Origin of the sequence: Rhizobium sp. SEMIA 4085, assembly GCF_013004495.1 — a bacterium.
Taxonomy (GTDB): domain Bacteria; phylum Pseudomonadota; class Alphaproteobacteria; order Rhizobiales; family Rhizobiaceae; genus Rhizobium; species Rhizobium gallicum.
In genome coordinates this window covers 14,752-34,622 of the sequence record NZ_JABEPH010000005.1, presented here as the reverse complement: position 1 = coordinate 34,622, position 19,871 = coordinate 14,752, and the positions used below count along the sequence as shown (strand labels likewise).

Here is a 19,871-nt window from a genome sequence, read left to right as displayed (position 1 = left end):
GGCCTACCAAGTGTAGCGCAGGGTGCCGATCACCGAGCGGCCCTGGTCGCGGTAGCAGAAGCCTGCCGAGCAGACGGGCTCGCGGCGATCGAGTAAATTGGTGGCGTTCACCTGCAGGCTCAGACCGTCGTACTTCTTGTCGAGTGCAGCAAAGTCGTAGCTGACTGCTGCATCGAAAAGCACGCGGGCGCCGTTTTCCGTCGTGTTTTCGTCATTGCCGTAGCTCTTGCCGATGTAGCGGGCGCCGAAGCCGAAGCCCATTCCATAGACGGGGCTGCTTTCCTGGAATTTGTAGTTGGCCCAGAGCGATGCCATATGCTTTGGCACGGAGGAAACATAGTTGCCGACAGTGCCCGTCGGGCCTTCGAGGATCTTGGCGTCCGTAAAGGTATAGGACGCGACCAGCGACAGGCCGTTGTCGAGGCTCGTGTTGGCCTCGATCTCGAGGCCACGGGAACGAATCTTGCCCCGCTGGACCTGAATGTTTTCTGGGCCGCTCGGCAGATTCACAACCTCGTAGTAAAGGCTGTTTTTCTGATCGATATTGAACAGGGCGGCAGAAAGCATCGTATTGCTGTCCGGCAATAGGTATTTGACGCCAATTTCTTCCTGTTCACTCTCGGTCGGTTTGAACGGGGCGTTGGTCTCCCTGTTGATACCGGCATTCGGCGCAAAAGCGGTCGAGTAGCTGACATAGGGCACGAGGCCGAAGTCGGTCTCGTAGCTCAGACCGATTCGCCCGGAAAATTCGTTGTCCTTTTGAGAGACGGTGTCCACGGTGTCGGCTACGAGATCGGTATTTTCCGTATCAGTCCAAACCCAGTCGTAGCGCCCGCCGAGCGTCAGCAGCCAGGCGTCATAGCGCATCTGGTCCTGCAGGTAGGTGCCGGCCTGCCACTGGTCCTGAACGGTGCGGGTCTGGAAGTCGATGTGCGGGACTGAAGCGCCTGCGTTCGGATTGTTGGTATCAAGCGGCGGCGAGACGCCGCGGCCGTCGAGCGAACGCCAACGAAGCCGGGTCAAGTCGAGGCCGGCAAGCAGCGTATGGTCGATATCTCCCGTCTCGAATTTCGCCTCGAGCTGGTTGTCGATAACAAAGGCCGTCAGGCGTTCGTCAAACGTGCCGGCGCTGCGATCCAAAAGTGTTGGATCGACCGCATTCGGTGCGTAGGCAAAGGCCCAATCGGTGTCGATGTTCAATGTCGAGAAGCGTGCATTCTGGCGGAAGACGAAGGTGTCGTTGAGCCTGTGTTCGAACTCATAGCCGATGCGGCCCTGGTTCTGAACAGAATCGTTGAATGCAGGGTTACCCGCGAAGTAGTCCGTTACTTCGCCGGTGACCGGGTCGTTGTAATAAGCGGCCGTGCCACCCGTCTTCGTGCGCGAATATTCGCCGAGGATGGTAAGCTTCGTGTCCTCGTCCGGCTTCCATGTGAAAGCCGGCGCGATATAGACGCGGTCATCCGGAACGCTGATCTGCTCGGTATTGGCGTCACGATAGAGGCCGGTGAGGCGATAATAGAAGGGATCGCGGTCGTTGACAGGGCCGGAGAAATCAAACTGGCTCTGGTAGCGCTGCTGCGTGCCGTATTGCAACTGGAGTTCATGATAGGGGTCCTCCGTCGGGCGCTTGGTGATCAGGTTGTAGAGACCACCGGCGCCGGAGGCGCCATAGAGAGCCGACGAGGGGCCGCGCAGGATCGAAACACCCTCAAGGCCGTAGGGTTCGGTCTTGAAGAGGGAAGAGCCTGCGCCGGGTTGGCGCAGGTTGTCGCGAAAAACGCCCGTATAGGTGACGTCGAAGCCGCGCACCGTGAAGCTGTCGAAGCGTGGGTCGAAACCATAAGCACCCACGCGCGTGCCTGGCGTGTAGGCGATCGTATCGAGCAGCGTTTGGGGGTTGCGATCCTTGAGTTGCTGTTCCGTCACGGACGAGATCGACTGCGGCGTCTCGATGAAAGGCGTGTCGGTCTTTGCGCCGGTGGCGCTGCTCTTGCCGACATAGCCGTCCGCCTGGATGACACCGCCGCTTCCGCCCTTGACGACGATCTCCTGCAGCACAGTCGCGCCATCGTCGGGCTGGTTTTCGGTGACGGTATCCTGCGCAGCGGCGGGAAGGAAAAGATGGGCCATGGCGGCGCCCGTCAATGCGGCTGCCCGCAGCGATCTGGCAAAAACGTGTACTTTCATCAGCTTACAACTCTCGGCGGTCGACATCAATTATTCATGAGTGTAATAGTCAACAATAAGCCGGATGAAAACCTTTTTATGAGTAGTTCTCTCCACTTTTTTGGGGAAGAGCGGAGCGACCGCGAGCTCGTCAGCTCTTTACTTCCGAAAGCAGCCAACGCCGGAAGGCCGCGACGGCCGGGCGTTCGAGTGCGGCGCCCGGATAGACGAGATGAAAGGCGAGGCGGCTCGCAACACCGAGCGGGAAGGGAGCGACCACAGCGCCTTCGGCGAGTTCCTTCTTTAGAAATGACCGCCGCATCAATGCAAAACCGAGACCAGCCTTCATAGCTTCGTAGGCGCCATTGCCATGCATGAAGATCGGGCCGCGCGAGGCGTCGACCTTCGTCGCCCCTGCTGCCTCCAGCCAGAGCTTCCAGTCGTGCCGGTAAACATCATGGATCAACTGGAAGCCGGCGAGCGTGTCTGGAGAGGGATGGTCTCCAAGCTGCGCTGCCAGCCGCGGGGTGCAGACCGGCACCAGCTCATCATCCACGAGCCGCTCGCTGACAAGGCCGTCATAGCCGCCCAGCCCGTGGCGTATGGCCAGATCGATGCCGTCGCGTTTAAAGTCGAGCACGCGATGCGAGGCACTGATGCGCACGTCGATCTCCGGATGGATCTCCTCGAAACGCGCGAGCCGCGGAACCAGCCAATAGGTCGCGAAGCCTGCCGTGCAGGTGACGTTCAGTACCGAGCCGCGTGCCCGCGCTGCAATCGCGGCCGTCGCCTCTCTCATCAGCCGGAAGGCGGTCTGCAGCGTGGCGAAGTAATCAGCGCCCTCGACTGTAAGGGCGAGCGCCCGCGTTTTCCGCTCAAAAAGCCGTACGCCGAGTTGGGCTTCCAGATCGCGGATCTGCAGGCTCACGGCGCCGGGCGTCACATGCAGCTCCTTGGCGGCCAGCGTCATGCTCAAATGCCGTGCGGCAGCTTCGAAAGCCCGCAGGGCCGAAAGGGATGGCAGAAATTCGCTCATGATTTAGTTCAGCTAAAGCATATGCCGAGAAAGACTCGTTTGCCGGAATGGAATTATAGAAATAATATCAGAATGAAAGCGAGCATTAAACAAAATCGTGATGAGATATTCATCGAGCACAAATCGTAGCTGGCAGAAACTGGTGCGCAAGAAACGGGTGGCGAAATCATCCGCCGTATCGTAAGCCCGCGAACAACGAAGGGAGACAGACATGCAGAAACAAATGGGCTTGGCCGAATGGAGTATGCTGTTGGTCCTGTCCCTCCTTTGGGGCGGCTCCTTCCTCTTCAACGGTATTCTAGTCAAGGCACTGCCGCCATTTACGATCGTCACGGGCCGCGTGCTGCTGGCGGCGCTCGCGCTCAATATCATCGTGCGGCTCATGGGTCATACGATGCCGCGCGACGGCAGGAGCTGGGTCGCCTTCTTCGGAATGGGTGTGCTGAACAATATGATCCCCTTCTGCCTCATCGTCTGGGGCCAGACTCACATTGCAAGCGGCCTTGCCTCGATCCTGAATGCCACAACGCCGCTCTTTACGGTCGTTGTTGCCCATATCCTGACCACCGACGAGAAGATGAGCGGTCATCGCCTGATCGGTGTGCTCATCGGCTTTGCCGGCGTGGCTTATATGATCGGCTTCGATGTGCTTCACGATCTCGGCTCGAATATCCTGGCGCAGCTCGCGGTCCTCGGAGCTGCGATCTCCTATTCCTTCGCCGGCATCTGGGGCCGCCGTTTCCGGGCGATGAGCATGCCGCCGCTGCTGCCAGCCGCAGGCCAGGTCACGGCCTCCACCATCTTGATGCTGCCGATTGCGCTGATTGTTGACCGTCCATGGGCATTGCCCGCTCCTGGTATCGAAACCTGGCTGGCGCTGCTCGGCCTCGCACTTCTTTCGACCGCCATCGCCTATGTGCTTTTCTTCCGGGTTCTCGCAACGGCGGGCGCGACGAACCTGGCGCTGGTGACCTTCCTCATTCCCGTCAGCGCCATTCTGTTGGGTACGATCATCCTTGGCGAGCAGTTGCAGGCAAAACACCTGATCGGCATGGCGACGATCGCGGTCGGCCTTGCGGCGATCGACGGGCGGTTGATGTCGCTTAGGAAAAGCCGGGCAGCCTGAGGCTCAGCAGGCGAGATCGGCGACGACCGAATCGAGGATCAGCATGCCCGAGGGCGTGCAGCGAAGGCGGGAATTGCCGATCCGCTCGATGAAGCCGTGCTCCAGCAGAAATTCTTCACGCTTCGGATCCGGATCCCGGCCGGAAAGCTGCTGCCAGCGGGCAAGATCGACGCCTTCCTTCAGCCGCAGCCCCATGAGGAGCAATTCGTCCGCCTGCTCGTCATAGCCGAGCCGTTCCTGCTCCACAATGCCATGCCCGTCGCGCTCGACAAGCTCGAGCCAGGTCTCCGGCTTGCGCTCGGTCGCGGTTGCGATCTTCTCAGGCCCTCGCGTCAGGCGGCCGTGTGCGCCGGGGCCGATCCCGGCATAGTCGCCGTAGCGCCAGTAGGTGAGGTTATGGCGGCTCTCGGCGCCGGGCCGGGCATGGTTGGAAACCTCATAGGCCGGCATGCCCTCACGCGCCATGATCTCCTGAGTCGCCTCGTAGAGGATCGCCGATTGGTCGCCATCCGGCACGATCAGTTTTCCGGCCTTGTGCAGGCCGTAGAACGGCGTGCCCTCCTCGATCGTCAGCTGGTAGAGCGAAAGGTGATCGACCGCATATGAGATCGCTTCCTTCAGCTCCTTCTCCCATTCCCCGACGGTCTGGCCGGGGCGGGCATAGATCAGGTCGAAAGACATGCGCGGGAAGATGTCGCGCGCCAGCTTGATGGCTTTCAGTGCATCGGCCACGTCATGCAGGCGGCCGAGGAATCTCAGATCCCGGTCATTCAGCGCCTGAACGCCGAGCGACACGCGATTGACGCCTGCGGCGCGATAGCCGCGGAAGCGCTCGGCCTCCACGCTCGAAGGATTGGCCTCCATCGTGATCTCGATGCCGTTCGGCACATGCCAGTGCTTGGATATACCGTCGAGAATGGCCGAAACCGTTGCTGGATGCATGAGCGACGGCGTGCCGCCGCCAAGGAAAATGCTCGTCACCGTCTTCGGTCCGCTCATCCGGCGAACGGCAGCCATCTCCTTCAGGAACGCAGCGGCGAACCGCTCCTGGTCGACCGGCTGATGACGGACATGGCTGTTGAAGTCGCAATAGGGGCACTTCGCCGCGCAGAAGGGCCAATGCACATAGACGCCGAAACCGGGCTCGCCGGTATCGGGCAGAAGCATCGCATCGCGCGTCAAGCTTGGTGTATCGAGAATCTCCACGAACCGACCCTACGCTTCCAGGCAGGTTTCGACAAAGCGTTTGAATGCGCGCGCCCGATGCGACAGGGCTTGCGGCTTGCCAATGTTCCAGCCGTGCTTTTCCTCGGCACTCATCTCGCCGAAGGTGATGTCGTAACCTTCCGGTTGGAAGACCGGATCGTAACCGAAACCCTGGGTGCCGCGCGGCGGCCAGACGACGGTACCTTCCACCTCGCCGCGAAAAAGCTCCGTATGCCCGTCTGGCCAGGCGAGGCAGAGCACGCTGACGAAGCGCGCGCGCCGTTGTTCCGGCTTGGTGGCTCCGGCTTTGTCCAGCGCCTGTTGCACCTTTTCCATCCCGATCGCAAAGTCGCGCGTGCCGTCTGCGGTCTCGGCCCAGTTGGCCGTATAGACACCCGGATCGCCACCGAGCGCATCGATCACCAATCCCGAATCGTCGGAAAGCGCCGGCATCCCTGCTGCTTTGGCAGAGGCGAGAGCCTTGATCGTCGCGTTTTCCTCGAAGGTTGTGCCCGTTTCGTCAGGCTCGATGAAGTTGAGGTCCGCTGCCGATTTGGCGGTAAAGCCGAGCGGTCCGATCAGTTCCTGGATCTCGCGGATCTTGCCGGCGTTGTGGCTGGCGACGACGATCGTCTTCGTTTCAAGCGTGCGCATGGTCGGTCCTATTCAATGCCCCAGATTCTGGCTTCGGCGCATTCGAGGCTGTTTCCCGCGGGATCGCGGAAATAGATCGAGCGGCCGCCGTTCGGCCAGTGGACTTCGGATTCGATTTCGATGCCCGCGGCTTTGAGCTTCACCGCCATGGCATCGATGTTCTTACCAGACACCCGGAAACATGCGTGGCCCTGACCTTTCGTGCCGTGGGGCGGTACCTGCAGGGCATCGGCCGCTGGCGGTTTCACCGTTTCATCGGGGTTGAAGATCAACAGCACGCCTTGCCCGCAGCGGAAGAATACATGCCGGTTTGCGGCGCGCGTGATCTTGGCAAGGCCGAGCACGCCTTCGTAGAAGGCCTCGGCCTTGTCGAGATCCTTCGCATAAAGCGCGGTCTCCAGCATGCCTTCCAGCAGGGCAGTCATCCGGCGATGGCCTGTTTCTGCATGTCGACGAGCTCCACGATGCCGGTTTTCGCCAGTGTCATCAGCGCCGCAAATTCCCCGTCCGTGAACGGCGTGCCTTCGGCGGTTCCCTGAATTTCAACGATGCCGCCGGCACCCGTCATGACGAAATTCGCATCGGTTTCGGCCGAGGAATCTTCGAGATAATCGAGGTCGATCACCGGCTGGCTGGCGAAGATGCCGCAGGAAATCGCAGCGACATGATCCTTGAGCACGCGCTCGACCTTGATCATGTTGCGGGTTTCCATCCACTTCAGGCAGTCGTAGAGCGCAATCCAGGCTCCCGTAATGGAGGCCGTGCGCGTACCGCCGTCAGCCTGAATGACGTCGCAGTCGAGCGTGATCTGGCGCTCGCCCAGTTCCTTGAGATCGACGACGGCACGAAGGGAGCGGCCGATCAGGCGCTGGATTTCCTGTGTGCGCCCGCCCTGCTTGCCGGCCGCGGCCTCGCGTTTCATGCGCTCGCCGGTTGCCCGCGGCAGCATGCCATATTCGGCCGTGACCCAGCCCTTTCCAGTATTGCGCAGCCAAGGTGGCGTCTTGTCTTCCAGGCTTGCGGTACAGAGCACATGCGTATCGCCGAATTTGACGAGGCAGGAACCTTCCGCATGCTTTGAAAAATTGCGCTCGAAAGTGACTTTGCGCATCTGGTCGGTTTTTCTGCCTGAAGGCCGCATTGTGATCTCCTGAAGCACGACGCCGAAAACCGTAAAGCGGTTCTCGCAAAACATCATGCATGCTTGAATGGTGTCGACCGCTTCTACGATTGGCCGCAGCCATTTGCAAATTCCCTTTTGCTACGAGGGCGAGAACGGCTATATTTTAGGGATCGTCATCAGCAGCGCAGGTCTAAGGAAGGTCATGGGGTTCAGGTCGACGTCGGTTTCGGATGCCGTTGCTGCGCTGGATGAACGCTCCAAGGAAATCTTCCGCCGCATCGTTGAAGGCTATCTGGAAAGTGGCGAGCCGCTCGGCTCGCGCAATCTCTCCCGCATCCTGCCCATGTCGCTATCGCCCGCGTCGGTGCGCAACGTGATGAGCGACCTGGAGGAGTTGGGCCTGATCTACTCGCCGCATGTCAGCGCCGGACGCCTGCCGACGCAGGGCGGCCTTCGCTTCTTCGTCGATGCCTTCATGCAGGTCGGCGACCTTTCCGCCGAGGACCGTGCGAATATCGACCGCCAGGTCCGCCCCGAAAGCCGCGACAATCCGGTTGAATCGATGATGAACGAGGCAAGCCGGATGCTGTCGGGCATTTCGCGCGGCGCAGGGCTTGTCATCACCTCAAAGAGCGATCCGGTTCTCAGACACGTCGAATTCATCCGCCTGGAGCCCACCAAGGCGTTGGCAGTGCTCGTCGGCGATCACGATCAGGTCGAAAACCGCATTATCGAATTGCCGGCAGGTGTTACGTCGTCGCAGCTGACGGAGGCCGCGAATTTCCTCAATGCCCATATGTCTGGCCAGACATTGCCGGAATTGCGCAAGCAGCTCAGTCGCCTGAAGGAGAACGTCCGCCACGAGCTCGACGCGTTGTCCCGGGATCTCGTCGAGCGCGGTATCGCGGTGTGGTCTGGCGATGCGGACGAAGGCAAGCCGCCGCAGCTTATTATTCGAGGCCGATCCAATCTGCTCGATGGCCTGGCAGGCGCGGAAGACCTCGATCGTCTCCGCATGCTCTTCGACGATCTCGAAAAGAAGGACAGCCTGATCGAGCTGCTGAACCTTGCCGAAACCGGTCCGGGCGTGCGCATCTTCATCGGTTCTGAGAACAAGCTCTTTTCGCTTTCCGGCTCCTCGCTGATTGTTGCGCCCTATCGCGACGATGACGACCGCATTGTCGGCGCCGTCGGCGTCATCGGCCCGACACGGCTCAATTATTCACGCATTGTGCCGATGGTGGATTACACCGCCCAGCTGATCTCCCGGCTTGCGCGCGGCACGCTGTAAAAAACCCGGAATTTTTTCTTCTTTGTCACGCAGACTTGATTTTTTGCGGTCAAAGCTCGATATCGGGCGCATCCCAAGAGAACCCATTACCGGAGACCGTCATGACTGACGAAACGACGAAAAACGGATCTGACGCTGCCGCGGCTGAAGCCGCAGACGACGTTGCCGCAAACGTCGAGAACGAAACCACGGTGGAAGCGCCGCGCCAACCGGATCCGCTTGAAGTGCTCAAGGCTGAAAATTCCGAGCTGCGCGACCGCTATCTGCGCCTTGCCGCCGAAATGGACAATCTGCGCCGCCGCACGGAGCGCGACGTGAAGGATGCAAAGTCCTACTCGGTCGCGGGCTTTGCGCGCGATATGCTTGCCGTTTCGGACAATCTGCGCCGCGCGCTCGATGCCATCCCCGCCGAGGCGAAGGAAGCGGGCGAGACAGGCCTCAACACGTTGATCGAAGGTGTCGAGATGACGGAGCGCTCCATGCTCTCGGCGCTGGAGCGCCACGGCGTCCGCAAGTTGGATCCGATCGGCCAGAAGTTCGATCCGAACTTCCACCAGGCGATGTTCGAGGTTCCCAATGCCGAAGTGGCGAATAACACGGTCGTCCAGGTCGTTCAGGCAGGCTTCACGATCGGCGAGCGTGTTCTTCGTCCCGCAATGGTCGGCGTGGCCAAAGGCGGCCCGAAGGCAGCAGATGCAGACCTCAACACAGCGTTCACCGAAAAGGACGCCTGATCTTCTTTTCAGGCGCCTTTCATAATCAGTCCGAAAATCAGATGCGGGCGAAGCGCTCGATCATGAGATCGAAGAAGCCGTCCGCATCCACATAGCGCATCACCTTGGCATTGCGCTTGCGGTCGGTCACATGCCACCAGTCGACCACCGTCATGCCAACGGTCAGCTCCGACTTCACCTCGATCTCGACATTGCAGTCACGGCCCTTGAAGAGTTCGGGCTTCAGTAGGTAGGCGACGACCGCCGGATCGTGCAGAGGCCCACCGTCCGAACCATACTTCTCGACATCGAAGCGCTCGAAGAATTCCAGCATTTCGACCATTGCTTTGGCCGGTGCCGTGCCGAGATCGGCCATGCGTTTGACGCGATCCTTCCGTGTCAGCAACTGATGTGTCACGTCGAGCGGCATCATCACGATCGCTATGCCGGAACGAAAAACGATGTCGGCTGCTTCCGGATCGACATAGATGTTGAATTCGGCGGCGGGCGTTATGTTGCCGCCCTCGAAGAAGCCGCCTCCCATCATCACCAGTTCACGGATGCGCGGAATGATGTCCGGCGCCTTTTGCAAGGCCATGGCGATATTGGTAAGCGGTCCCAGCGTGCAGAGTGTCACCGTGCCTTCCGGCTCGCCGCGAAGCGTCTCGATGATGAAGTCGACCGCGTGCTGTGCCTGCAGCGGCATCGTCGGCTCATCGAGCTCCGGTCCATCGAGGCCGGTCTTTCCGTGCACGTGCTCGGCCGTGACCAGCTTGCGCGCGATTGGCGCGTCGGCGCCTGCGAAAACCTTCGTGCCGGGTCGTGCGCAGAGCTCGCAGACGATGCGCGCGTTGCGGCTCGTGTAGGAGAGCGGCACGTTGCCTGCGACGGTCGTGACGCCGAGCACCTCCAGCTCTTCGGGGCTGCCGAAGGCAAGCATGATGGCCGCTGCATCGTCCTGGCCGGGGTCGGTGTCGATGATGATCTTTCTGGGGGTCGCCATTGCGTTGCTCCGTCTCAAGGTGCACGTCGTCGTGGCAGGCACCATTCGTTTATTTTTCCGTCGCAGATCGGCGCAGCCGCTGCGCTCGACGATGTGATGCGAGCCGCCATGATTTTTGTCAAGCAACGGCCCCAATCCAACCGTCTTAAATTCATGTGACTGCGATGCGCCGCATATGTCTTGCGCGAAAGGCACACGCTTCCCATATTAACGGCGTCCGGATGCTACGCTTAGGTCCGGGAAGGTCGCTTGGATCAAGGACTTTGAAAGATGAGCCGCATGACACCTTTCGCCAGCCCGCTGCTTTTGGGCTTCGACGCCATGGAAAAGACGCTTGAACGCATTTCCAAGGCAAGCGACGGTTACCCACCCTATAATATCGAACGTATCGCCCCCGACCAGGGAGCGCCTGAGCGCCTGCGCATCACGGTTGCCGTCGCCGGTTTCGGCGAAGACGAGCTGGACGTTACGACGGAAGAGAATCAATTGTTGATCCGCGGCCGCCAGGTCGAGCATGGCGAGCATGAATATCTCTATCGCGGTATTGCTGCGCGCCAGTTCCAGCGAACCTTCGTGCTGGCAGACGGCATGCAGGTTTTGGGCGCCAGCCTCAAGAATGGATTGCTTGCCGTCGATCTCGTTCGTCCGGAACCGGCGCGCATGGTGAAGAAAATTAACATTTCGGTCTCACAGTAGGACAACGGCCCATTCGGCTGTTGGTCCCTTCTCCCGGAGGTACAGGAATGTTGATGAAAGAAGCGAATTCTCACCTGACCAAGTCCGAACTTGCCGGTATCGGCAACGGCGAGGTCGCCTATATCCGCAAAATGCGCAACGACGAGGTCTCGAAGTGCTTTCCCGAAGCACCGGATATCGATCCGAGCGTGGACCTTTGGGCCCTCTTCGGCGCAGACGGAACGCCGATCCTGCTCACGGACAATCGCTCCAGCACCTTCTTCAAGGCGGCTGAAGACGAATTGAAGACGGTCAGCCTGCACTAAAGATGCAGGCTTAGACCCTTTTGAATGTCAGATAGGCGGAGGACCTGCCCTCGCGCCGGGCCTTGGCCTCGTAGCGTGTGCTCGGCCAGCCCTCATAGGGCGTCAGCCAGTCGGCAGCGTCTTGCGCAAGCCAGTCGAAGCCGCCGTGATCGCGGCACTTCAAAAGCGTCCAATTCACGTAGGTATCGATGTCCGAGGCGAAGCAGAAGAGCCCGCCCGGCTTCAGCACGCGATGGAAACGGTCGAGATTGGTCTTGGAAACGAAACGCCGTTTCCAATGCTTCCGTTTTGGCCAGGGATCGGGATAGAGCAGATCGATGTGATCCAGGCAGCCGTTCGGTAACCAGTCGAGCAGTTGCGTTGCATCGTCATCATAGACGCGGATATTCTTTGCACCCTTCGTCTCGATGCTTGCCAGCAGTTTCTGCATGGAATTGATGAAGGGTTCGATGCCGATGAATCCGGTCGAGGGCATTTCCAGCGCACGGTGGATCAGATGTTCGCCACCGCCGAAGCCGATTTCCAGGCGCAGCCGTTCAGCCGGAACCGGGAAGAGGTTTTTCAGTGGCTCCGGTGGAGCCGCTGAAAGGTCGATGAGGAATGCCGGGAGCAGGGTGTTCAGTCTTTCCGCCTGATGTTCGCGGAGAGCCTTCCCCTTGCGGCGACCGAAGAATGCCTCGGTCGCGCGCCCCCGACGCTCCATATCCGTCATGCTGCTTCCCGGAGCTTCACGGTTTCCTTCAGCGCCTTGACGAGGTCGGTGCGCTCCCATGAGAACGAACCGTCACGGCCTGCCTTCCGGCCGAAGTGGCCGTAGGCCGAGGTCTTGGCGTAGATCGGCTTGTTGAGGTCGAGGTGACGGCGGATGCCGGTCGGCGACAGATCCATGTTCTTGCGGATCGCCGCCTCGCCTTGGTCTTCCGTCACAGCCTTGCCGGGGCCGTGCAGGTCGACATAGATCGACAGCGGCTGAGCAACGCCGATCGCATAGGAAAGCTGGATCGTGCAGCGGTCGGCGAGGCCTGCGGCAACCACGTTCTTCGCAAGATAGCGGGCAGCATAGGCCGCCGAGCGGTCGACCTTGGTCGTATCCTTGCCGGAAAACGCACCGCCGCCGTGCGGAGCTGCACCGCCGTAGGTATCGACGATGATCTTGCGGCCGGTGAGACCAGCATCGCCGTCCGGACCGCCGATGACGAACTTGCCGGTCGGGTTGATGTACCAGTTGCAATCCTTGGCGATCGGCAGATCGCCCAGCGCTTCGCGGATGTAGGGCTCGACGACGGCGCGAACCTTCTTGGAATCCCAGCTCTCATCGAGATGCTGGGTCGACAAAACGATCGAGGTCACCTCGGCCGGCTTGCCATCGATGTAGCGCACGGTCACCTGGCTCTTGGCGTCCGGGCCGAGCTTGGCAACATCGCCGTCGCCCTTCTTGCGGGCTGCGGCAAGCAGCTGCAGGATCTTGTGGGAATAATAGATCGGCGCCGGCATGAGGTCCGGCGTTTCCTTGCAGGCGTAGCCGAACATGATGCCCTGGTCGCCGGCGCCTTCGTCACCTTGCTGGTCGGAGGCGTTGTCGACGCCCTGAGCGATATCGGCGGACTGCGAGTGCAGCAACACGTCGATCTTCGCCTTCTTCCAGTGGAAGCCGTCCTGCTCGTAGCCGATGTCCTTGATAGCGCGGCGGGCGGCAGCCTTGAATTTCGACGGGTTGATGACGTCCTTGCCGTCCTTGCCCTTTTTCATCAGGCTCGGCGGCAGACGGACTTCACCGGCGATGACGACGCGGTTCGTCGTTGCCAGGGTCTCGCAGGCAATGCGCACGCCCCAGGGGTTGACGCCGGTCTTGGCCGCTTCACGATAGACCAGATCCACGATCTCGTCCGAGATGCGGTCACACACCTTGTCCGGGTGACCTTCGGCGACTGACTCACTGGTGAAAAGATAATTCGCGCGCATTTCGGGATTCCCCTCAAAGAACAAAAGCCGTTAGTTGGTACTCATTCCCCGTTCGAAAAACAAGCACAGAAGGACATAAATATATCTTTATATCTACCGCGAAATGATAAATTTTGCCCTTAAAACGCAAAAAAGGTGGCCTTTAGACCACCTTTTAAAAATGGGAGCCTCAAGGGAATCGGATCAGTCCGTGTCGGCCTCGGCGGCCAGTGCTTTGACAAGCTCCACGACCTTGCGGCGAACTTTCGGGTCGGAAATCTTCACGAACGCCCGGTTGAGCTGGAGCCCCTCCGAGGAAGAGAGGAAATCAACGACATAATTTGAGCTCGACGCTTCTGCCATGCCGGTCAATCCACCGGTGTGATCGCCCGGGGCGTCCTCGAAGAAAAAGGAAACCGGGACGTTGAGAATACTCGAGATGTTCTGCAGGCGGCTCGCACCGACGCGGTTCGTGCCCTTTTCATATTTCTGGATCTGCTGGAAGGTAATGCCGAGACTCTCGCCCAGCTTCTCCTGGCTCATACCAAGCATCGTACGGCGAAGCCGAATGCGGCTGCCAACGTGTATGTCGATCGGGTTAGGCTTCTTCTTGTTTTCAATCATGGTCGTGCCCTAGCAAAGAATTTCAACCTGGTTAAACCGGCAGTGCCCAGACCCATCCGTAACGCCACGTTGTAAGCGGCGCAAACCCTATCATCAAGCATACGTTAACAACGCCGATCGCCACCACTATGCAATTTTAGGGGTTTTCGGTCAATTCGGCTTGAAAATAAAACCAAAGCGGGAAATCGACGCAATCAAAATCAATAACGTTTCAGTCAACCAGAAGTAAGCTTGCTGTGAAAACAAGTTCCCGGATGCGCTGCCGAATCCCTCAAGGGTTGCGTCTATGAACCCTCTCTCATTGAGGGCGAGCCCTGCAACAATCTGCCCGCGCGCATTCACGATCGCCGAGATGCCGTTGTTGGCGTCACGAATCAGGGGCAAACCGGTTTCCACAGCGCGCACCCGCGCTTGCTGGAAGTGCTGATAAGGACCGGGCGTATTGCCGAACCACGCGTCGTTCGTGATGTTCAAGATCGCACCGGCATCGGCGATGTCGCCGGTCATCTCGTCGGCAAAGATGATCTCGTAACAGACCAGAGGATAGAGTTTCAGCCCCGTCGGCAGCTCCAGGAGATGGCGCGTTGCCGCGGCAGAGAATCCGCCCGGCATTTCGACGATATTGCGGATGCCGAAATCGTCGAGGATATTCTCGAACGGCACGTATTCGCCGAATGGAACGAGATGCACCTTGTCGGAAGCCGCGACGATCTGGCCGCGTCCATCGAACGCGTAGATCGAATTGTAGTAGCGCACCGGGTTTCCCGGCCCCATCTCTTCGGCCCGCACGGCGCCCGCAATCAGAATCTGATTATCGGCGAGCGTATCGGCGATCCGGGTAAGAGCATCCTGGTTGTCGGTGAGGATGAAAGGGATCGAGGTCTCCGGCCAGACGATGATGTCCGGCTTCTTTCCGCCGTCCAGCGGCGCTTCGGCCGAGAGCTTCAAATGCATCTCGAAGATGGCCGAGCGGTCGGCGTTGCTGTCGAGCTTGGCCGCCTGATCGATCATCGGCTGCACGAGCCGGATCACCGGCCGTTTCTCCTGCGGCAGCGTGGGAGCTTCCGGCGCGAGATAAAGCACATAGCCGCCGTAGCCGACATGAGCTGCAAAAAGCAGCGCGGCCAGCCCCACACCCGCCGTCGCACCCTGCCGCGTCCCAAGAAGAGCGGGTGCGGCGAAGACGAAGACGGCAAGCGCAGTCACGCCCGTGGTGCCGACGACGTGGGCGGACTGCATCATCAGCGGCATCGGCATGATGCCGTAGCCGACCGCATTCCATGGAAAGCCCGTGAATGTGACGCTGCGCAACCACTCGAAGAGGCCGAAGCTTGCGGCAAGTGCTGCAATGCGGCCTAACCCGTCCGACCAGAAGATGCGGGCGACAGCCGCCGCAAGGCCATAATAGATCGACAGCACTGCCGGCAGGCCAAAGATTGCCAGCGGCAGCGCCCAGGCAAACTCTTCCGAGTCAATCATCAGCGCATGGCCAAGCCACCAGAGGCCTGCGACGAAATAGCCGAAGCCAAAGAGCCACCCGATCGCGAAGGAGGGCCACAGTCGGCCGAGGACGCTTGCCTCGGGGGAGGCGGCTGCGCCATCGATCAGCCAGACAAGGAGTGTGAATGAGAGGAACATCGCGGCAAAAAAGCCGATCGGCGGAAGTGCCAGAACGGCAAATGCGCCGGCCAGGACTGCCAGCAATGCTCGTTTGAAACCCCAGACCAGGATGACCCTGTCCGCAAGCCGCTCCATGCGCACTCCAATCAAGCCGCGAATCAACCCGGTCCGCAGTCTTTCAAAAAAGCGGCGCTTTGTCGTGCCGTGCGAAAATCAGTTCGACGTGGATTCGGCGGTCCGGTCGTCAGTTGTCTCAGCACCGGTCGCACTGTCGCCGTCCGCCTTGACACGGCGGCGGATCGCCTGACGCTTGCGGGTGATGCGCACGCGCTTGATGCGGCGCGGATCGGCCTCGAGAATGTGGAATTCGAAATCCGGCAGCGCCTGGACCACTTCGCCTCGAACCGGGATGCGGCCGAGGGCGGAGAAGATGAGACCGCCGAGCGTATCGACCTCGTCCACCTGCTCGCTGATGTCGAAATCCGGACCGATCGCCTCTGCAATCTCTTCCAGTTCGACGCGGGCATCCGCCACAAAGACGTCTTCGGAAATGCGCTTGAACATGACTTCTTCGTCGTCATGCTCGTCGTCGATGTCGCCGACGACCATCTCGACGATGTCCTCATGTGAAGCAAGGCCGTCGGTACCGCCATATTCATCGATGACGAGCGCCATCTGCGTACGGTTCACCTGCATGCGGCGAAGCAGATCGGATGCCAGCATCGATGGCGGCACGAAGAGGATCTTGCGGATGATGCCGGCCTCGGCGAGCGTCTTTTGGAGGTCGACGCGGGCGAGATCGAAATTCGGCTTTGCCGAACGCACCGGCTTTTGAATGTTCTCTGTAGCGATCTCGACAAGTGGCTTGGCAGTCTTGGAGCCTGTCCGGCGCTTGTTGCGTGCCTGCTTTGCGACATAGGAAAGCAGGTCGCGGATGTGCACCATGCCGCGCGGATCGTCGAGCGTATCGGCATATACGGGCATGCGCGAGCGCCCGGATTCCTCGAAGAGGATCATCAATTCGCCGATGGTGATGTTCTGGTCGACCGCCTCGATATCGGCGCGCGGGACCATGACGTCGGCGACACGCACTTCGCGGAAACGCAGGATGTTGTGGAGCATCGCCCGCTCGTCGGGCGAAAAGGCATCGTCGCCAGTATCGTTCGTCATAAGTGCGTCGGCGAGATCTTCGCGGATGCGCGAACCCTGCTGGGGGCGGAGAATGCGGGCGGCACGCGCCCAGAATGATCGTCCTGAATGCCTGCTACTACTGCCCGCCTCATCTGAGGAGGAGGATTGATCGGCGTCCTTGGTTTCCGCCGCCGGTTTCGTTGTAAAGTCGCTCATGGTTCCATTTTAAGGTCTTGACCCTCGTATGGGTCAGATAGGCCGAGTACTGCCAAAATGCGAGTCTCCAACCCCTCCATAATTTCGGCTTCGTCGTTATTCATATGGTCGTAGCCGAAGAGATGCAAGAAACCATGCACCATCAGATGCGATAGATGCTCCTCGAACGATTTTTCGAGCTCCCGCGCTTCCCGTTCGACGGTCTCCCTGGCGATGATGATATCACCAAGCATCGGACCTGGCATCTCTCCCGGCGCTATCGGAAAGGCAGGGAAGGAAAGGACATTGGTAGCCTTGTCTTTTTTGCGCCATTCGGCGTTGATGGCGCGCATGGCCTCGTCATCCGTGAAGACGAGTGAAAGCTCCGTCGCCGTCTTGGGAAACCTCTGCCTCTCATCTTTTTCGAGAACCTCCGCTGCCGCTTTCAGCACGCGTTCGGCCAAAGCCTGAAGTTCATTCTCCGAGGGCCAGTCGCCCTCCTCGATGCTGACCTGGAAATCGATTTCGGCCATCAGACCCGCGGTCCGGCGTCTTCCGGCCGCGTCGTATAGGTGGCGTCATAGGCCCTTACGATCCGTCCGACCAGCGGATGGCGCACGACATCGACATCCTTGAAGCGGATCGTCGAGATCCCTTCCACCCCGTCGAGCAGATGCAGTGCTTCGACAAGTCCGGACTTCACGCCGCGCGGCAAATCGATCTGGCTCGGGTCGCCGGTGATGATCATGCGCGAATTCTCGCCGAGACGCGTAAGAAACATCTTCATCTGCATCGATGTCGTGTTCTGTGCCTCGTCGAGGATGATGGCCGCGTTCGACAGGGTGCGCCCGCGCATGAAGGCGAGCGGCGCGATCTCAATGACGCCGGCCGTGATTGCGCGCTCGACCTTGTCTCCGGGGATCATGTCGTAGAGCGCATCATAGAGCGGCCGCAGATAGGGATCGACCTTCTCCTTCATGTCGCCCGGCAGGAAGCCGAGGCGCTCGCCGGCTTCGACGGCTGGCCGCGAAAGGATGATCTTCTCGACGGCGCCGCGTTCCAGCATCTGGGCCGCATGCGCGACGGCGAGATAGGTCTTGCCCGTGCCGGCTGGGCCGACGCCGAAGACCAGTTCGGCGCGCTCCATGGCGCGTATATAGGCATCTTGCGTCGGCGTGCGCGCAACGATCGTCTTCTTGCGTGTCGAGATCTGCGCCATGGTCAGCTTGGCTTTTTTCTCCATGGTCGGCAGGCTCAACTGATCGTCGGCGGCAACCGCCATGCGGATTGCGCCTTCCACGTCGGATCGTTCCACGCTGCCGCCTTTCTGGAGCTTTTCATAGAGGTAGTCCAGCGTGCGCCGGGCTTGGTTGGTGGCGACGACGTCACCGGTGATAACGACGGAATTACCGCGCGCACGCGCATCGATATGCAGCCGCTCTTCGAGAAGCTTCAGGTTCTGATCGAATTGACCAAATAGCTCGCTGGCGAACCGGTTGTTCTCGAACGTCAGGACGAAGTGATTGGCGTCGCTCGCAATGCGTGGGTGGCGCGGTGAAGAAGAAACCAATTCTTGTCCGTTCAAGCGGTCGAGCTCCCTAGGTTAAACCCCAGCCTCTGCAAACTCGGCAAACAGGCTGTTCGTTCCGGTTCCGGTGATTCGCACTTTGATAATGTCACCGATTTGCGATGCTTTTGCATCAACATTCACCGACTGAAGCCAGGGAGAACGGCCGATAAGCTGTCCTGGCATGCGGCCGGGCTTTTCAAGCAACAAATCGATCTCCTTGCCGATGCAGGATTCGTTGAATCCCTGCGTCTGCTTGAGGAGAAGCGCCTGCAGGCGCTCGAGCCGTTCTGCCTTGATCTCTTCCGGCACCTGGTCCTTCAGTTCCGCCCCGGGCGTACCCGGCCGCGTCGAATATTTGAAGGAGAAAGCCTGCGCATAGCCAACCTCCCCCACCAGACGCAGTGTAGCTTCAAAATCCTCGTCTGTCTCCCCAGGAAAACCAACGATGAAGTCGCCCGAAAGCGCAATATCGGGGCGGGCTGCGCGGATGCGCTCGATCAACGTCATATATTCGCCTGCCGTATGGCGCCGGTTCATGGCTTTCAGGATGCGGTCCGAGCCCGCCTGCACCGGCAGGTGCAAGTAGGGCATCAGCGCCCGCAGATCGCGATGCGCCTCGATCAGGCGGTCGTCCATGTCGCGCGGATGGCTGGTGGTGTAACGAAGCCGCGCAAGTCCCGGAATTTCAGCAAGGCGATAGAGTAAATCGCCAAGGCTCCATTCTTCGCCATTGGCCCCGGCGCCGTGCCACGCGTTGACGTTCTGGCCGAGCAATGTGATCTCGCGCACTCCGCCTTCGACAAGTTTTTGCGCCTCTTCGACAATCTGGCTGACGGGCCGGGAGATCTCCGAACCACGCGTGTAAGGCACGACGCAGAAGGTACAGAACTTGTCGCAGCCTTCCTGCACCGTCAGGAACGAGGTCACGCCGCGCGAGCGGATCTTCTTGCTTTCGGCAATCGGCAGATGCTCGAATTTATCTTCCAGTGCATATTCCGTATCGACGACGCGATGGCCCTGCTTGGCGCGCCGCAGCGCGTCCGGCAGGCGGTGATAGGTCTGCGGGCCGATGACGACATCGACGGCAGGCGCGCGGCGGAGGATTTCTTCGCCTTCGGCCTGGGCAACGCAGCCGGTCACGCCGATCATCATCTCGCGCCCGTCGGCGGCTTTCTTCTTTTTCATCTCGCGCAAACGACCGAGCGCCGAATAGACCTTTTCGGCCGCCTTTTCGCGGATATGGCAGGTATTCAGCAGAACGAGATCAGCCTCATCCATGTTCTCCGTCTGCTCGTAACCGTCGCGGGCGAGTGCATCGCTCATGCGCGTCGAGTCGTAGACGTTCATCTGGCAGCCATAGGTCTTGATGAAAACCTTGCGGCTGTTGCTGCCATCGCGAAGGTCCTCGCTGGGGATGGTCTCCGGGGCCGGAAGAAGGGCGCTGTCTTGGGTCATGGCGGGCTATTTA

General features: G+C 60.0%; 20 protein-coding genes. 5 read left to right on the top strand and 15 right to left on the bottom strand.

Features of this window, described 5'->3' with window-relative positions:
* Nucleotides 1-3: 3 nt before the first annotated feature.
* Nucleotides 4-2,190 carry a TonB-dependent siderophore receptor gene (locus tag C9413_RS01465; RefSeq protein ID WP_082046588.1) on the bottom strand — a complete coding sequence of 729 codons (2,187 nt, stop codon included), beginning with the start codon at nucleotides 2,188-2,190 and terminating at the stop codon, nucleotides 4-6.
* 130 nt (nucleotides 2,191-2,320) lie between these two features.
* Complete coding sequence (gcvA, locus tag C9413_RS01460) at nucleotides 2,321-3,205, bottom strand: transcriptional regulator GcvA (protein WP_039843701.1); 885 nt, start codon at nucleotides 3,203-3,205, stop codon at nucleotides 2,321-2,323.
* Nucleotides 3,206-3,416: 211 nt separating this feature from the next.
* Between gcvA and C9413_RS01455 the strand changes: the two genes are divergently transcribed.
* Nucleotides 3,417-4,331 carry a DMT family transporter gene (locus tag C9413_RS01455; RefSeq protein ID WP_039843702.1) on the top strand — a complete coding sequence of 305 codons (915 nt, stop codon included), beginning with the start codon at nucleotides 3,417-3,419 and terminating at the stop codon, nucleotides 4,329-4,331.
* A 3-nt stretch (nucleotides 4,332-4,334) separates the two neighbouring features.
* Here C9413_RS01455 and hemW read toward each other — a convergent pair whose 3' ends face one another.
* The 4 genes from hemW to rph are packed head-to-tail and all read right to left on the bottom strand — an operon-like array spanning nucleotide 4,335 to nucleotide 7,332.
* Nucleotides 4,335-5,537: a radical SAM family heme chaperone HemW gene (hemW, locus tag C9413_RS01450; protein WP_039843703.1), complete on the bottom strand. Its 1,203-nt coding sequence runs from the start codon at nucleotides 5,535-5,537 to the stop codon at nucleotides 4,335-4,337.
* Nucleotides 5,538-5,546: 9 nt separating this feature from the next.
* A complete protein-coding gene (rdgB, locus tag C9413_RS01445; protein WP_039843704.1) occupies nucleotides 5,547-6,191 on the bottom strand; it encodes an RdgB/HAM1 family non-canonical purine NTP pyrophosphatase in 645 nt (214 codons plus the stop codon).
* A gap of 8 nt (nucleotides 6,192-6,199) precedes the next feature.
* On the bottom strand, nucleotides 6,200-6,616 hold the full coding sequence (locus C9413_RS01440; RefSeq protein WP_039843705.1) for a VOC family protein: 417 nt from the start codon (nucleotides 6,614-6,616) through the stop codon (nucleotides 6,200-6,202).
* Complete coding sequence (gene rph / locus C9413_RS01435) at nucleotides 6,613-7,332, bottom strand: ribonuclease PH (RefSeq protein WP_028739408.1); 720 nt, start codon at nucleotides 7,330-7,332, stop codon at nucleotides 6,613-6,615. Before rph ends, C9413_RS01440 begins: the two co-directional genes overlap by 4 nt.
* A 184-nt stretch (nucleotides 7,333-7,516) precedes the next feature.
* Here rph and hrcA point away from each other — a divergent pair, with 184 nt between their 5' ends.
* Together hrcA and grpE are read left to right on the top strand one after the other, a co-directional pair.
* A complete protein-coding gene (hrcA, locus tag C9413_RS01430; RefSeq protein WP_039846591.1) occupies nucleotides 7,517-8,605 on the top strand; it encodes a heat-inducible transcriptional repressor HrcA in 1,089 nt (362 codons plus the stop codon).
* A 101-nt stretch (nucleotides 8,606-8,706) separates the two neighbouring features.
* A complete protein-coding gene (grpE, locus tag C9413_RS01425) occupies nucleotides 8,707-9,339 on the top strand; it encodes a nucleotide exchange factor GrpE (RefSeq protein WP_039843706.1) in 633 nt (210 codons plus the stop codon).
* Between the two features lie 37 nt (nucleotides 9,340-9,376).
* On the opposite strand, the gene C9413_RS01420 is transcribed toward grpE, so the two are convergent.
* On the bottom strand, nucleotides 9,377-10,321 hold the full coding sequence (locus C9413_RS01420; protein WP_039843707.1) for a nucleoside hydrolase: 945 nt from the start codon (nucleotides 10,319-10,321) through the stop codon (nucleotides 9,377-9,379).
* A gap of 270 nt (nucleotides 10,322-10,591) precedes the next feature.
* Between C9413_RS01420 and C9413_RS01415 the strand changes: the two genes are divergently transcribed.
* Entirely contained in the window at nucleotides 10,592-11,017 is a 426-nt protein-coding gene (locus C9413_RS01415) for an Hsp20 family protein (protein WP_039843708.1), read from the top strand.
* 47 nt (nucleotides 11,018-11,064) lie between these two features.
* A complete protein-coding gene (locus C9413_RS01410) occupies nucleotides 11,065-11,322 on the top strand; it encodes a DUF1150 family protein (protein WP_022713464.1) in 258 nt (85 codons plus the stop codon).
* 10 nt (nucleotides 11,323-11,332) lie between these two features.
* Here C9413_RS01410 and C9413_RS01405 read toward each other — a convergent pair whose 3' ends face one another.
* From C9413_RS01405 to miaB, 8 genes are all read right to left on the bottom strand, one after another.
* The gene (locus C9413_RS01405; RefSeq protein ID WP_039843709.1) at nucleotides 11,333-12,034 is read right to left on the bottom strand and encodes a tRNA (guanosine(46)-N(7))-methyltransferase TrmB; all 702 of its coding nucleotides are present in this window, start codon (nucleotides 12,032-12,034) and stop codon (nucleotides 11,333-11,335) included.
* Entirely contained in the window at nucleotides 12,031-13,284 is a 1,254-nt protein-coding gene (gene metK / locus C9413_RS01400; protein ID WP_170250125.1) for a methionine adenosyltransferase, read from the bottom strand. Before metK ends, C9413_RS01405 begins: the two co-directional genes overlap by 4 nt.
* Before the next feature lie 183 nt (nucleotides 13,285-13,467).
* On the bottom strand, nucleotides 13,468-13,887 hold the full coding sequence (locus tag C9413_RS01395; protein ID WP_022713467.1) for a helix-turn-helix domain-containing protein: 420 nt from the start codon (nucleotides 13,885-13,887) through the stop codon (nucleotides 13,468-13,470).
* A gap of 150 nt (nucleotides 13,888-14,037) precedes the next feature.
* Entirely contained in the window at nucleotides 14,038-15,642 is a 1,605-nt protein-coding gene (gene lnt, locus C9413_RS01390) for an apolipoprotein N-acyltransferase (protein WP_039843711.1), read from the bottom strand.
* A 78-nt stretch (nucleotides 15,643-15,720) separates the two neighbouring features.
* Complete coding sequence (locus C9413_RS01385) at nucleotides 15,721-16,854, bottom strand: hemolysin family protein (protein ID WP_039843712.1); 1,134 nt, start codon at nucleotides 16,852-16,854, stop codon at nucleotides 15,721-15,723.
* Complete coding sequence (ybeY, locus tag C9413_RS01380) at nucleotides 16,851-17,366, bottom strand: rRNA maturation RNase YbeY (RefSeq protein ID WP_039843713.1); 516 nt, start codon at nucleotides 17,364-17,366, stop codon at nucleotides 16,851-16,853. Before ybeY ends, C9413_RS01385 begins: the two co-directional genes overlap by 4 nt.
* Nucleotides 17,366-18,418, bottom strand: coding sequence for a PhoH family protein (locus C9413_RS01375; RefSeq protein WP_039843714.1), 1,053 nt, complete (start codon nucleotides 18,416-18,418; stop codon nucleotides 17,366-17,368). Before C9413_RS01375 ends, ybeY begins: the two co-directional genes overlap by 1 nt.
* Before the next feature lie 18 nt (nucleotides 18,419-18,436).
* Complete coding sequence (gene miaB, locus C9413_RS01370) at nucleotides 18,437-19,858, bottom strand: tRNA (N6-isopentenyl adenosine(37)-C2)-methylthiotransferase MiaB (RefSeq protein WP_039843715.1); 1,422 nt, start codon at nucleotides 19,856-19,858, stop codon at nucleotides 18,437-18,439.
* Nucleotides 19,859-19,871 lie beyond the last annotated feature (13 nt).